The organism is Micromonospora sp. NPDC005205, assembly GCF_040608275.1.
Lineage (GTDB): Bacteria > Actinomycetota > Actinomycetes > Mycobacteriales > Micromonosporaceae > Micromonospora.
In genome coordinates, this window is sequence record NZ_JBEXHV010000012.1 from 36640 (window position 1) to 51002 (window position 14363).

A 14363-nucleotide genomic window follows, 5' to 3' on the forward strand; every position below is an offset into this window, starting at 1 on the left:
TGTCACCGGCATCAAGAACTGAGGTAACGACGTGAAACGCTTCACCACCGCGGTAGTGCTCGCGCTGCTCGCGTCCCTGCTCACCGCCGCCCCGGTACGGGCCGCCGGCACCGCGACGGTCGTCGACCGGTTTGGCAGGATCATCAACGGCTACGGCGTCCAACTTGTCGACTGGGAAGGCTACCTGGCCAACCCGTACATCGAGCTGACAGTGCGACCCCCGACGGACGTCCCGTTCCCGGTGACCATCGACCTCAAGGCCGAGGGTACTTCCCGGCTGATGATGGACCTACCCAGCCAACTGACCGCCACCGGCGCCACCAAACGGCTGACCTTCGCGAACTCGTCCGAGCAGAAGACCTTCAAGTTGGCGATCCATTCCAAACGCGCCGCAGGCCAGGACGAGCTCCACACCCTGCGGCTCAGCGTGCGGGCCGGCAACAACTCGACCTACACCCAGACCATGCCGATCCGGGTGCAGCAGGACCAGAAGACCGCGATCGAGCCGACCATCCCGATCAACTTCGACTACCGCTACGACAACATCACCGGGTACTTCACGAACCCGGCATTCCGTACCGCCGCCGAGGAAGGCGTCAAGGACTGGTACCGGTTCTTCAACCTGCAGCCGTTCGACACCGTGGCCGCCGGGGCAGAGACCAACCACCTGCCCGGCAACGACTGGCAGAACAGCATCAACGTGACCAACAACGCCGCCTACAACGGCATGTGGGTGTACTTCCGGGGAATCCAGACCCCCTACTCCACCGGCTACCCCGCCAACAACGGCCGCTACCACACCCGCAACGGGCAGCAGTTGCCCGGCCCGATCCATCGCTCCACCGCGATGATCTTCGAGTACGACGAGGCCGGCAAGCAACTGTTCACCTCGCTGGCCGACGAGGACTGGTACAAGACCGAGATCGCCGGGTCGGTGCTCGACGTGCACGGACTTGTCATGCACGAGTACGGGCACGCCCTCGCCTACCACAGCGACTGGGCCGGCATGCGCAACTTCGTCACCACCGGCGGCGTCAACGACGCGGAGGTCACCGCGTACCAGGGCCGCGCCGTGCCGCTGGACAGCAGCTACCACATCCCGGGCACGTCCCCGTACTGGGACCGGCTCAGCGGACAGAGCGGCGGCTGGAACCACCTGTTCCCGACCCGCCGGTGGATGCTGACCAAGCTGGCGCTGCTGGTCGCCGAGAACGCCGGCTGGCCGTTGAACCGCAACCTCACCCCGTTCCTGACCCCCTCGATCGTGACGACCAGCCTGCCCAACGCCCCGATCGGCCAGGCCTACCAGCAGAAGCTGACGGCGAAGGGGGGCGTGCCGTTCTACGACTGGCGTGTCGTCGGCGGCACACTGCCGGCCGGCCTGACTCTCGACCGCTTCACCGGCACGGTCAGCGGAACTCCGAGCACGGCCGGAACGCACTCGTTTACTGTGGAGCTGCGCGACTACGACAGCCAGAGCGCCCCGGCGACCCGTACATTCCAGCTCACGGTCGGTGGTGGGGGTGGCGGTGGAAACCTCGCCCTCAGCGCGACCCCGTCGTGCTCGTTCACGTCGTCCTGGGAGAGCTGCGCGGCGATCAACACCGGTGGCGATCCGGCGAGTTCCAATATCGGCGCCCCGAATCAGGGCAATCGCTGGGGAACGTGGCCGCAGCAGGGCCAGCAGTGGGCCGAGCTGACGTGGCCGTCGGCTCAGACGATCAGCCGATCGCAGGTGTACTTCTTCGACGACGGTGAGGGTGTCGACCTGCCGGCATCGTGGCGGCTGCAGTTCTGGAACGGCAGCGCCTACGTCGACGTGCCGGGCGCCAGTGGGTATCCGGTCGTGGCCAACCAGTACAACACCGTCACCTTCCCCGCGGTAAGCACCACCCGGCTGCGCGTCCTGCTGCAGAGCGCGCCGAACCTCTCCACCGGCCTGCTGCAGGTCAAGGCATTCAGCTGACGGTGGCACGCGGCGTCCGGGTTCGGCAACCCGGACGCCGCGATCGTCGACCCGCAGCCGGAGGCCTGCTGACGGCTGCCCCCGCCCACCGTCAAGGAGGTGGTCGGTGCGTCCTTGACGTAAAGTTCTCGTGGCGACGGCGCTGCCCCGGCGCGACGGCACGGCGAGCCGCCGACGGAACGCCGAGCACGTCCACTGGCTGATCGACTCGGCTGCGGCGGCGTCCCCACCACGTCGTTGGGTGAATACCAGGTTCTCACCGCAGTTGAACGCGCCAGTGGTACGCGCCGCGGCGGGGCGAGCGCGCGGTTGGTGATGTCGGGAGACGCCGTCCACGGCGCGATAGATGCCTGCGGCTCGGCCGAACAGGCGGCTGAGGCAGCCTGCCAAGCCGTGATACTGCTCTCACCGGCCGTTTACCGCGCCGACGGCCTGGCCTGATCACGCAAAGTTCTGGCGGCATTGGCCCGGCGGCGGCGGCAGAGCTCACCGCAGCTGGGCGGTCATCCGCCGGCTTCAGGCGCAGCTGTCGAGCGCGACCGTCGGCCGGCCACCCAGGTTGGCTCATCGAACCGAGGCATGTGCTGTACACCGCGCGCGGGGCGATCGAGCCCGACCGACGCGTGCTCGCTACCCGTCTACGACCAGGTGACGCCGTTCCCCGGCTGGGCGCCGCCCTGCGTGGTGAAGCTTCCAGCGCGGCCAGGCTCAAGCCGCCACAAGCCTGGTTGCGGGCGAGTGCCGCGTACTCACGATCGAGTCGACCTGTTGGCTTTCGCCACTCGGCCGATCCCGCAGCGCCAAACGACCTCGCCGAATCGGATCCGGCCTCACGTGCTGCGTGCGGCGGCCGCGCCGTCACGACCGGACGCCCGCTCTCGCCGTGGCAAGAGCGGGCACCGTCGGTCAGGGGGCAGGCTCACCCGAGGGTGCGGTCAACGCGACTCCGGTCGGGACCGGCACGCCGAAGTTCGGCGTGCCATCGGCGTTCCAGGTGAATTTCTGGGCGCGGGTGGAGCGATTGATGTCACAGCCGGCCGACGCCGAACTGTTGGCGTGATAGACCATCCAGTCCTCGGTGCCGTCCGGCGACTTGAAGAACCCGTTGTGGCCGGGCCCGTAGACACCGTTGGCGTTCGAGCGCTGGAACACCGGGTTGGGTGACTTCGTCCAGGACGAGGACAACAATGGATCGCCCGTGCCGTTGTAGGTGAGCATGCCCAGCTTGTAGTCGGGTGTGGAGCAGTGGCTCGCCGAGTAGACGATGAAGGTCTTGCCGTTGCGCTGCAGGACTTCCGCGCCCTCGTTCACGCCGCCGCCGACGGTCTCCCAGCTGTAGGTCGGTGTGGACAGGATGCGGCGGGTGCCGCTGGCCGTCCACGGGTTGCTCAGTGGGCGAATGAACATCGGCTGCGAACCGTTGTAGAACGTACCCAGCAGGTACAGCTGTCCGTTGAGCTGCAGGATGCTCGCGTCAAGCTCCCAGGTGTTGTCCGCGGTCGGGTCTACCATGGAGGCTTTGAACGTGTACGGACCCATGGGGTCCGTACCGGCGCTCTCCAGCACGTGAATGCGTTGGGTACCCAAGTTGAACGGCTCGCGGCCGGCGGTGTAGTAGAAGTACCACCGTGGCCCGTTCGGCCCGCTGAGCAGGAAGAATTCGGGTGCCCACATCGTGCCCGCGCCGTTCGGATTGGTCAGGTTGAAGATCACCTGGTCGGCGGCGGTGGCCAGCCCACGCAGCGTGGTGGCCTTGCGCATCGTGATGGTGCGGTTCCAGGTCGTGGTGGCCAGGTAGTAGTAGCCGTTGTAGTAGGTCAGCCACGGGTCCGGACCCTGCGCCTTGATTGGGTTGGTGAACGTGTTGGCCGTGCCGCCGCCGGTCACGAAGCCGGCGAGGCGCCAGATCCGGCTGGTGGCGGTGCTACACGGCAGCTGCACCAGTCCGGTGTTGGCGGACGAAGAACCACCAGCGGGCACGAGGCACTTGCCAGAGCTGACCGACACGACATTGAACGTCTTGTCGGTGCCACTGACCGTGACCGGGACGAGCCGCCAGCGCTGGTTGGGATTGCTGTGGCAGGTCCACTGGATGATCGCGGCGTTGTCGGCCGTCGAGGCGCCGTTGACGTCGACGCACTTGCCCGCGGTCGACGTCGCGACGGTGTAGGTGTCGGTGGTGCCGGACACCGGGGTGAAGGTGACTCGCTGGTAGGCGGCGCTGTTGCAGGCCTGCTGATTGAGCTGCACGGCGTTGGCGGTGTCGCCGCCGGGCAGGGCCAGGCAGTTGCCGCCGTTGGAGTTGACCAGCGTGGTGGCGAACGTGGCAATCGCGGCGGCGGCGGACTGCGGTACGAACAGCATGGCCGCAGCCAGGATCGGCACTGAGAGCAGGGCGGTCTTTCGGGAACGTTTCATGTCGTGCGACCTCCGGTGGGGACGGTTCCGGAATCGGCAGTGTGCCAGCCACCATGCCTCACGAAAACCTTTTCGGCAATCACCGATGCCGCACTCGCGTACGTTCACCGGGGCGGGTTCCACGCGGAGCGGGTCCAGCATGGATCAAGACTGTCGTGGTGGGAGGTCGTTCACCGGGTCAACCAGGTAGGCGCGCGCAACCCGAGCCCTGATGGACGGGTGGCCGCGCACCTGATCAACACATCCGACCAGGCAAGCCAGTACAACGCCTCGGTGGAGGTCACCGGTGCACACGAACCGCCGCTGGCACCTCGGCACCTCTCTGCGCACCTCAGAGTCTCACCGCAACCAGCCGAGCATCTTGACGAAAACCTTTTCGGACTTCAGTCTAACCGGCAGAAACATCGGCATACGTAAATACCGGCTAGTCCGGCCGGCACTGTCGTCGACGCCTCCCTACGTCCGCAGCTCCACCGGACCGCGCAAGCGGTTGGCACCGAAGGCATGGCGGGCACGACTACCTCACCCGAGCCAGCCCCGCCCCAAAGGAGGATCCATGCAGTTGTGCCAAGACAGCGCACGACCTGAGGTGACGATGGTCGGCACCCTGAACGGCGGCGCGGAGGCGCCGATGGTGACACCCCAAGAGCCGCTCCGGCTACTAGCTGGACGAGGAGATGACTGATGGCCCATCACCCACGACTTCTGTTCCGGCTCGCGGCCGCGGCGCTCGCGATGAGTCTTGCCTGGGTGGTGGTCCTGACCGCCGGCACTGGCCACGCGGCTGCGACGGGCTGCCGGGTCGCGTACACGATCAGTTCCCAGTGGGCGGGTGGGTTCGGCGCGAATGTACAGGTCACCAACCTGGGTGATCCGCTGGCCGGCTGGACGCTGCGCTGGGCGTTCGGCGCCGGGCAGACGGTCACCCAGGCGTGGAACGCCACGGTGACCCAGAACGGCGTCACGGTGACCGCGACGAACGCCTCGTACAACGGCAACCTGGCCACCGGCGGCAGCGCCTCATTCGGGTTCAACGGCAGCTCGAACAACGCCAGCAACCCGGTGCCGGGCAGCTTCACCCTCAACGGCGTCACCTGCACCGGCGGCACGACGCCGACCCCCACCGCCGGGCCGACCACCCCACCCCCGACGGTGGCTCCCACCGCGGCGCCGCAGCCCCGCACGGTCCGGGTCTACTGGCTCAAGCCGTCCGACGTGGCGTTCGACCAGCGGTGGCCGGACGGCATCGCCACCGTGATGCGCGAGGCGCAACGGTACTACCGCCAGGAACTGGGCAAGACGTTCACCCTCAACAGCCCGGTGGTGGAGGTCGTCAACGGCGACCACGTCAAGTCCTGGTACGAGAACACTCCCAACGGTTCGGACCGCTACTGGTGGTCGGTGTTCAACATGCAGCAGGAACTCATGCGCAAGCTCAACCTGCGTAGCCCCGACAACCGTTGGCTCAACGTGGGCGAGATCAGCGCCGAGGGCCCGGGTGCCGGTGGTGGCGGCGGGAACGGCTGGGTGATCCTCTGTCAGCACGACGCCGACGGCGCCGCTGGCGTCAACGGCCCGATGAACCGCTGGCACGGCGGCATGGTCCACGAACTCGGACACGCTCTCGGGCTGCCCGACTCGACCTCCACCGACGGCACCCCGATGTCCGCCTCGTTCTACAACTACCCGAACACACATTTCAGCCAGGCGCAGAAAGACCGGATCCTGTCCGGTCCGTACGGCAGTTTCCTGTCCTGAGCCCTGAACGCCATCGGCTGGTCCGGCCCACCCACGGCCGAACCAGCCCTCAGCGTCGGCCTGCTGGTGACCGGCCGCTCAGCGCTGCGGCAGGGTCGACTCGCGCATGACGAGGCGGCCGGAGAACTCCTCCGACCGGGTCGCCGCCCCGCTGATGGCCTCGAAGAGCCGCTGGCCGGCTACGGCGCCAAGGCGCTGGAGGTTCATGTCGATGCTGGTCAGGCGCGGGCGGGAGTCCGCCGAGATGGCCTCCCAGTTGTCGAAGCCGATCACGGAGAGCGCCCCCGGCACGTCCCGTCCCAGATCACGCAGCGCGTCCAGGACGCCTCGGGCGATCTGGTCACTGCCGCAGAAGATGGCATCGACCTCGGCGTGCCGTTCGACGACCATGTGCGCGGCGGCCCGCCCCCAGGACTCGTCCCACGACCCGAAGTAGGGTCGATCGGCGACCAGGCTCAAGCCGGCGTCGGCGAGTGCCGCCGCCGCTCCCTCGGCGCGGTCGCGTGCCGCCTGGAAGCCGACCTCTCCGGTGATGTGGGCGATGTTGCGCCGCCCGCAGGCGAGCAGGTGGTCGATGGCGAGTCGCCCACCGCCCACGTTGTCGACCGTGATCGAGACGTCGTTCGGGTCCGCGGAGGGGGCGTAGACGTAGACGACCGGCACCGGGATGTTGCCGGCCAGCGGCGGGCGAGGGTCGGTCCGGGAGCCGACGACGATCAGCCCGTCGACGCGCCGCGACAACAGTGCCCGTACGTGATGCTGCTCCCTGATCGCGTCGCCGCGCGCGTCGCACAGGAAGACCGAGACCTGGCCAGCGCCGAAGGCGTCCTCCGCGCCCATCAGGATGGGGATCGAGAAGCGTCCCTCCAGATCGCTGGTTAGCAGACCGACGGTCCCGGTCCGGCCGCTGAGCAGGCTACGGGCGAGGGCGTTCGGTGCGAAGGACAGCAACTCTGCAGCCTTCAGCACCCGGACCCTGGTGGTCGCTCTGACCTCGCTGCGCCCGTTGATGGCCTTCGACGCGGTCGCGACCGACACGCCGGCAAGCTTGGCGACGTCGGTGAGCGTGGGTGTCCGGTTGGCGGGGATCTCGGGCTCCGTGGTCATGGCGTGCTTGCTCCTCCCAGCAACCAGGCACAGGTGGGATGCGCGGCGATAGGGTGCCTCGACGGATCTTCGACGGCCACCCATACACGGGCAGCTTCCGAAAACCGATTTCGGCGCGGTTTCCCCGCCCCTCGCGGCCCGGCAGAACGTCGTTGTACCTGCCGCCCAACTTGGAACACTACAGGGAAGCGTCACGTCGGCTCATGCTGGGAAGTACGCAATCGAATCGCCGTTCGAAACGCCTCGAAAGCGGGTCCCGCCATGCCGGGTGGCGGCGCTGGGAGGAGCGCCGCCACCAAGCGGGAGCCAACTACCGGCTGAGAAGTAGGCGGCCTCGATCTGGGTGGTCACCGCAGCGCCGTCGACGGTTTCGGTGATCCGCACGATCGCGGCGCCGGCTGCGGCGGCGGCGCTGCGGGTGGGGAACGTCTGGTAGGCGGCCTTTCCTCCTTCAGTGGCGGCGCCGCTCCGGAAAATGAGGCGTCTCCGGAGCGCGGCACCGGTGGTGGAAGCCTTGAGTGGGAGTGATCGGTGGACTACCGCAGTTAGCGCTAACACCGCAGGGGGACGGGGTGCCCGCGCTACTCGCCGGCCGTGGCGAGCCAGACGCGCATCGTCGAAGGCCCCCGACTTGCCCAGGCGTGGTACTCCACCAGCGATACGTCGTCGAACTCGTCACCGGGCACCGGCGCTGAGCCGGCCTCGTCCGCCCGGTAGGGCCATCCGTGGTCCCGGGCCCGCACCCGCCGGCACGTCACGGTGACCCTGCCGTCGACCAGGCGTGGCGGTCGGCGGGTATCGACGCGGAGTTCGTCGACGGTCTGGACGCCCGGGACATCCACGGATTCCAAGGCGTATACGAGGGGGCCACGCTCGACTGCCACACAACCGCGAATTGCGTCGATCCGGGCGTCCGGGTAGGTGAACCGAGGCGCCATCGGCAGGGTCAGCACCATCTCGTCGCCGCGTCGCCAGGTCCGTCGCTCGGTGACGACCCCCGGGCCGACCGGTCGGGTGTCGCCGACGAGGGTCACCGTCGCCCCCCGGGCCGCCCAAGCGGGCACCCGCACCGACAGTGACCACGGGCGGTCGTCTTCGCTGTCGATTCGCACCCGGATCCGCCCGTCGTGCGGGTAATCGGTAATGATGGTCACGCACAACTCACGCCCGTCGGCGAGGCGGTGCGCGACGGTGCCGGGCAGGTATTGGTGTAGCTGGAGTCCGTCGTCGTCGGCGGTGGCCACGTACGCGGTCAAACTGGCCATGGTGCGGGCGACGTTGGTGGGGCAGCAGGAAACCTCGAACCAGGGCGCCCGCAGCGATGCCGCCGCGCGCAGGCTCGGCCGGTCCGCGTCCGGTTGGGTGCCGAGTTCGCGGCGGTGCAGGGTGTTGGTGTAGAAGAAGCTGCGCCCGTCAGCCGACGGCGAGGTGGCGACTACGTTGAACAGGGTCCGCTCGATGAGGTCGGCGTACTCCGGATCGCCGTCGGCGAGCAGCAGCCGCCACGCGAGCATCACCGACCCGACACCGGAGCAGGTCTCCGAGTAGGCGCGATCCGGCGGCAGCACCCAGTCCCCGCCGAATGCCTCGTCTTGGTGGCGAGAACCCTGCCCGCCGGTGAGGTAGGTGCGCCTGGCCACCGCGTTCCTCCACTGGATGCGGATCGCGTCCAGCAGGCTGGTTTCCTTCAGCTCCACCGCAACGTCGACGGCCCCGGCAGCCAGGTAGTTCGCCCGAACCGCGTGTCCCCGCAGCACCGTCGCCTGCCGGACGGGAAGCTCGTCCTGGAAGTACTCCCGGCCGAACTCCACATCGCTGAGCCGGCCATGGCCGCGCCGGTCAACGAAGAGAGCAGCTTGAGCCAGGTAGCGGTCGTCGCCGGTGACCCGCGCAAACTCGACCAACGCGGGCTCGATCTCCGGGTGCCCGCAGAGGCCGTCCAGGCCGTCCGGTCCGAACGTCTCACACACGTTGTCGGCCGCGCGGCGGGCGACGACGAGCAGCCCGTCGTCAGCGCCTGGCCGGGTCCGGGCGCGGGCGACAGCGGCTTGCAGGAGGTGGCCGACGCAGTAGAGCTCATGGCCCCACTCCAGGTCGGACCAGCGCGGCGCCTGTCCCGGCCCGCCGAACCTGGTGTTGAGGTAGCCGTCGGGCTGCTGTGCCGCGGCCACCCGTCGCACCACGGCGCGAAACCTCGACTCGAGGTCCGCGTCGCGGCCGCGGCCGATCTCCCACGCCGCGGCCTCCAGAAACTTGTAGACCTCCGAGTCGGAGAACTCGCGTCCGCGACGGTCGCGGGAAAGGTCGCCGTGGACGGTGAGGTCGAAGTTGCGGAGCCAGCCTTCCCGCTCAAGCCAGTGCTCGATGTGCGGCAGGGTCGCAACGGCATTGATCGATTGGCGCTCGGCCCAGAATCCGCCCGTGACACGCACCTCGGGCAACCCGAGTGGGCGGAACCGGCCGCGGATCGGCAGGACTGGGGCGGCGGTAGGTGCGATGCCGCTCATTCTCATCCCTTCAGCGCGCCGGACATGAAGCCCCGCACATAGTGTCGTTGGAGTAGCAGGAACAGGACGACGCACGGCAGGGCGAGGACGACGACGCCTGCCTCGGTCGCCCCGTAGTCGACGACACCCTGGACCTGGCCGCGCAGATTCGACACAGCGAGCGGGAGCGTCATGCGCTCGGTGTCGTTGATGAGGATCAGCGGCGCCATGAAGTCGTTCCAGGCCGTGAGGAAGGCGAAGAGCCCGACGGTGATGAGGCCCGGCTTCACCGCCGGCAGCAGTACGCGCCACAGCGCGCCGAACGACGAGCAGCCGTCCACCATCGCGGCCTCATCGAGTTGACGCGGCACCGCTTCGAAGGAGATGCGCATCAGGAACGTGGAGAACGGCAGCTGGAACATGGTGAGCACCAGGGCCACCCCGACCAGGGAGTTCTGCAGCCCCACCTGGTTGAGCAGCACGTAGAGCGGGATCAGCAACGTCGCGTACGGAACCATCAGAATCGCGAGTGTGAGCAGGAACAGGATGTTGCGTCCCGGGAACCGGAACCGGGCGAACGCGTACCCGCCGAGCATCGAGGTCACCAGCGTCAGGACGACGGTGAGGAGGGAGACGATCGCCGAGTTGCCGAGGTATCGCCAGATACCGGCCTGATAGTTGGTCAGCGTCTGGTAGTTGCCGAACCCCCAGCCGTCCACCTGGTTGGTGCCCGCGTGCGGGGCGACCGATGCCACCGCCGTCCAGGCCAGCGGTGCCAGGAAGATCAACGCGAGCGCACCGGTAAAGACCCAGTACGGCGTTCGAAGCGCGATGCCGGCGACCGTGACGCCAGCTGATCTGGGGCGGCCGGTCGGTCTCCGGCCAGGCGACGACGGCGCTCCGGCCGACGTGGAGTTGGATCGGGAAAGGACGGCCATCGACTCAGCTCTCCTCGGACCGGAAGACGCGCAGCTGCAGCGCGTTGACGAGAATCAGGGCCAGCAGGACGATGACAGAAAGGGCCGCCGCCACGCCAAGGTCGTTCTGCCCCTGAAAGGCCACCATGTAGATGAGTTGGACAACGGTGATCGTGCTGTTGTCCGGGCCGCCCTTCGTCAGGATGTAGAACTGCTCGAAGGCGAGCAGCGAGCCGGTGACACAGAGCACTGTGGTCAGCGCCAGCGTCGGGCGCAGCAACGGCAGAGTGACCATTCGGAAGGTCTGCCAGCGACTGGCGCCGTCCGAGCGGGCGGCCTCGAACACATCGGCCGGGATGCCCTGCAGGCCGACGAGCATGAGCACCATGTAGAAGCCGGCGTAGCGCCAGACGATGAGGAAGGTGGTCGACAGCAGTGCCGAGTTCGGTGAGCCGAGGAACGTGAAGCCCAGATCCTCCATCAGTGGCGCCAGCGGGCTCGCGTACGGCGAGTAGAGGACGTAGAACAGCAGGGACGCCGACGCCAGCCCCAGGGCGCTGGGAATGAGGAGCGAGGCTCGGAGCAGGTTGTTCCACCGGCTCGACTCCTGCACGAGCAGGGCCAGTCCCAGGCCGAGTGCGAGCAGCAGCACGGTCGCCAGCACCGTGTACTTGACGGTGAACACCACCGAGTCGGTGAAGAAGCGGTGGTTGATCGCCTTCACGAAGTTGTCCGGCGCATTGATGCCCTGGTCGCCGGTCAGCAGCGGCCACCTCGACAGCGACATCTTGATGACCAGCATCAGCGGCACAGCGAACAGCAGCACGACGAAGACCGCGGTCGGCGTCGCATAGAACCAACCGAGCAGGGCCTGCCGGGCGCGCGAACGAGCGCGGCCGCGTACCGCCGGTTCGGGGGGCGGGCGGAAGGGTGCGGTGACGCTCATCGGAGCCTCTTTGTTCCTTCAGGTGAGAGCCAACGGGAGGGTCCTACCGCAGGCGGGCGCCGGCCGACGGCACGGTCGGCACCCGCCTGCCGGGATCGGCTACTGCTTGAGCACAGCGGTGATCTCGGCGTTGTCCTTCTGGATGTCACCGCTACCGTTGAGCACCTGGTTGCGGACGAGGGTCAGCCACGGGCTGCTCGGGGCGTTGAACGCCTGCTGGAAGTTCAACGCCACAGGCGTGTCACCCTTACCGGCCGCCTCGTTGATGGTGACCAGTCGCGGATCCGTCACGGCGTACTTGTTATTCGCGAGGTCGGCCCGCGCCACCACGTCCTTGTTCTTCGCCAGCACCTCGACCTGGGCGTCCTCGGACATCAACCAGCTCAGGAAGTTCCAAGCCTGCGGTGCCTTCTTCGAGTCCTTCGAGACGCCGATGCCGTCCCCACCGACGAAGGTGGAGCCGCCACCGCTGGGGCCCGGGATGGCGGCGACACCGACCTCGAACGGCGTCGACGAGAGCAACGTCGCCGGGTAGAACATCAGACCAACCTTGCCCTCGGTGAACGCGGCGGTCCAGGTCGGGCCCGTCTCCCCCGCCGAGGCGGGCAGCACCACGCCGGACTTCCAGAGGTCGTGCCAGGTGCGGTAGACCTTCTGGGCGGTCTCGTCGGCGAGTTTGGATTCGGTGCCCTCCGCGCTCAACACCTGACCGCCGCTGGCCCAGACCGACGGGAACCAGGTGAAGACCAGGCAGCCGCCGCAGTTCAGCCCGGCCGCCGTGCCGTAGACGCCGTTCTTCTTCGTCGCCTGGACCGCCTTTGCCGCGGCGGCGTAATCGTCAAGTGTCGCCGGGGCCTTCTCCGGGTCCAGCCCGGCGTCCTTGAACAGTTGCTTGTTCCAGAACAGCATCGACAGGTCCAAAACGAAGGGCAGGACGTGCTCCTTGCCGTCAAGCTTGCCAGCCGACAGGTGCCCCTTGTTGATCGAGTCTTTGAAGCTGAGGCCGTTGATGTTCGCGCTGAGGTCCTGGAACAGCCCCTGGTTCACCCAGTTCTTCACGTAAACGATGTCGGCGGCGAAGAGGTCCGGAAGGGCACCCGAGCCGGACGCCGCGCCGACCTTCGCGACGTAGTCATCGTTGGGAATGACGGTCAGCTTGACCTTGTTCTGGTGGCTGGCGTTGTAGGCCTGCACCAGGAGTTTCGCCTGCTTTTCCAATGGCGCGCGGGTCCACATGGTGAGTTCGGCGCCGTCGTCGACGCCGTTGGGCCCAGCCTCGGCGGCGCTCGGCCCGGTCGAGTCATCGCCGGTGCAGGCCGCCATACCGAGAGTCAGCGTGGCCACTAGGGCTCCGGCCAGCGAACGGAGGGCAGTTCGCCTGCCCAGGGCTCTCCTCATGATCTATCTCCCTTGGGTCCATCGTTCCGAGGAAGCCGTTGCATGGGCCTCCGTAAGCCGGCGATCCGTGCGGGGTGCCCTGGATGTCCCATCGCGCCCTCGCCTTCCGCCGGCACCTCGCCCGCCACGTCGTCAGCGCTGCGCCCGAGATGTGCGTGTCACTTTTGCGCCGCTAGCGTGGCGCACGAAATCGTTTTCGGCAAGATGTCACGCAGGTAAATCCGAAACGGCTTTCGGCACCGTCCGCTGCTTCCCCGGAACCGCTCTACGCTCTACGCTTACTCAGAAAGTGAGCGGGAGCCACCCTCGGTGGGTGACCCTAAAACCTTGCGAAAGGATTTCGGTGGGGCGACGACGATCACAGTCGGTGACGCTGAGCGATGTGGCGGATCGCGCCGGCGTCTCCGTCGCCACCGCATCGAAGGCGCTGAACGGCCGCGCCGAGGTCGCTGCGGACACTCGAGAGCGGGTGATACGTGCCGCCGCCGATCTACGCTTCCAACCGAATGTGCTGGCATCCGGGCTGATCTCCGGGCGTACCCGCACAGTCGGGCTGCTCACCGACGAACTCGGCGGGCGGTTCTCGATCCCGATCCTGCTCGGTGCCGAGAATGCCCTCGGCAACGGACAGATGTCAGTCCTGCTCTGCGACGCCCGCGGCGACGCCATCCGCCGTCAGCACTACATCCGCACCCTGTTGGCACGTCAGGTCGACGGGTTCATCGTCGTCGGAGACAGCAACGACGTCAGCCCGTCACTGACCCAGGACATCCCCGTCCCGGTGGTCTATGCCTATGCCGAGTCAGTCGACCCACGAGATCTGTCGATCATCGCGGACGACGAGGGCGGCGCCCGGCTCGCAGCCGAATACCTGGTCCTGCATGGTCGACGCAGAATCGGGCACATCACCGGACCGGACAGCTACCGCGCCGCCCGCGATCGGGCAGCCGGACTTCGGGCGGTCCTCAACGAGGCTGGCCTCTCGCCCGCCAACGATCCCCTGTTCGGCGAGTGGTCGCAGCGGTGGGGCCGGCACGCGGCACGTCTGCTGGTGGCCGCCTGCCCCGACGTCGACGCAATCTTCTGCGGCAATGACCAGGTCGCCGCCGGGGTCACCGACGCCATCCGCGACCTGGGCCGACGAATCCCCGAGGACGTGGCGATCGTCGGCTACGACAACTGGGAGGACTTCGCCGCGGAGTGCCGCCCGCCTCTCACCACTGTCGACCTCAACCTCGAACAACTTGGCGCCACCGCGGTCAACCATCTCCTCGCTGCCCTCGACGGCAACGCCAACTCCGGGGTCATCCGCCAGCACGGCCGTCTCGTCGTACGTGAATCAACCGGACCCGCACTTCCCCGGTAGC

Annotated in this window: 9 protein-coding genes; 3 read left to right on the forward strand and 6 right to left on the reverse strand. The window is 67.7% G+C overall.

The genetic code is table 11. From position 1 onward, the window contains the following. Positions 1-31: 31 nt before the first annotated feature. Positions 32-1966, forward strand: a complete 1935-nt coding sequence (locus tag ABZU43_RS21625) for an Ig domain-containing protein (RefSeq protein WP_355008276.1) — start codon at positions 32-34, stop codon at positions 1964-1966. A gap of 906 nt (positions 1967-2872) precedes the next feature. Here ABZU43_RS21625 and ABZU43_RS21630 read toward each other — a convergent pair. After that, on the reverse strand, positions 2873-4384 hold the full coding sequence (locus tag ABZU43_RS21630; RefSeq protein WP_355008277.1) for a family 43 glycosylhydrolase: 1512 nt from the start codon (positions 4382-4384) through the stop codon (positions 2873-2875). Positions 4385-5068: 684 nt separating this feature from the next. Here ABZU43_RS21630 and ABZU43_RS21635 point away from each other — a divergent pair. Continuing rightward, positions 5069-6142: a cellulose-binding domain-containing protein gene (locus ABZU43_RS21635; protein ID WP_355008278.1), complete on the forward strand. Its 1074-nt coding sequence runs from the start codon at positions 5069-5071 to the stop codon at positions 6140-6142. Between the two features lie 78 nt (positions 6143-6220). Here the strand turns inward: ABZU43_RS21635 and ABZU43_RS21640 are convergent, their stop codons facing one another. The 5 genes from ABZU43_RS21640 to ABZU43_RS21660 all read right to left on the reverse strand — a co-directional run bounded on the left by ABZU43_RS21640 (position 6221) and on the right by ABZU43_RS21660 (position 12942). Beyond that, complete coding sequence (locus ABZU43_RS21640) at positions 6221-7249, reverse strand: LacI family DNA-binding transcriptional regulator (protein ID WP_355008279.1); 1029 nt, start codon at positions 7247-7249, stop codon at positions 6221-6223. 581 nt (positions 7250-7830) lie between these two features. Beyond that, positions 7831-9756 (reverse strand): beta-L-arabinofuranosidase domain-containing protein, encoded by a 1926-nt coding sequence (locus tag ABZU43_RS21645; RefSeq protein WP_355008280.1) that lies wholly within the window; start codon positions 9754-9756, stop codon positions 7831-7833. A gap of 2 nt (positions 9757-9758) precedes the next feature. Further along, complete coding sequence (locus tag ABZU43_RS21650) at positions 9759-10673, reverse strand: carbohydrate ABC transporter permease (protein WP_355008281.1); 915 nt, start codon at positions 10671-10673, stop codon at positions 9759-9761. Positions 10674-10677: 4 nt separating this feature from the next. Further along, the gene (locus ABZU43_RS21655; protein ID WP_355008282.1) at positions 10678-11598 is read right to left on the reverse strand and encodes a sugar ABC transporter permease; all 921 of its coding nucleotides are present in this window, start codon (positions 11596-11598) and stop codon (positions 10678-10680) included. Between the two features lie 99 nt (positions 11599-11697). Continuing rightward, positions 11698-12942 (reverse strand): sugar ABC transporter substrate-binding protein, encoded by a 1245-nt coding sequence (locus ABZU43_RS21660; RefSeq protein WP_355008283.1) that lies wholly within the window; start codon positions 12940-12942, stop codon positions 11698-11700. Positions 12943-13363: 421 nt separating this feature from the next. Here ABZU43_RS21660 and ABZU43_RS21665 point away from each other — a divergent pair, with 421 nt between their 5' ends. Further along, a complete protein-coding gene (locus ABZU43_RS21665; RefSeq protein WP_355008284.1) occupies positions 13364-14362 on the forward strand; it encodes a LacI family DNA-binding transcriptional regulator in 999 nt (332 codons plus the stop codon). Position 14363: the final 1 nt, after the last annotated feature.

Excerpts from the sequence above, each read along its gene's own strand:
- ABZU43_RS21630 (WP_355008277.1), bottom strand. The coding sequence starts at position 4,384 with ATGAAACGTTCCCGAAAGACCGCCCTGCTCTCAGTGCCGATCCTGGCT.
- ABZU43_RS21635 (WP_355008278.1), top strand. The coding sequence starts at position 5,069 with ATGGCCCATCACCCACGACTTCTGTTCCGGCTCGCGGCCGCGGCGCTC.
- ABZU43_RS21640 (WP_355008279.1), bottom strand. The coding sequence starts at position 7,249 with ATGACCACGGAGCCCGAGATCCCCGCCAACCGGACACCCACGCTCACC.
- ABZU43_RS21645 (WP_355008280.1), bottom strand. The coding sequence starts at position 9,756 with ATGAGCGGCATCGCACCTACCGCCGCCCCAGTCCTGCCGATCCGCGGC.
- ABZU43_RS21650 (WP_355008281.1), bottom strand. The coding sequence starts at position 10,673 with ATGGCCGTCCTTTCCCGATCCAACTCCACGTCGGCCGGAGCGCCGTCG.
- ABZU43_RS21655 (WP_355008282.1), bottom strand. The coding sequence starts at position 11,598 with ATGAGCGTCACCGCACCCTTCCGCCCGCCCCCCGAACCGGCGGTACGC.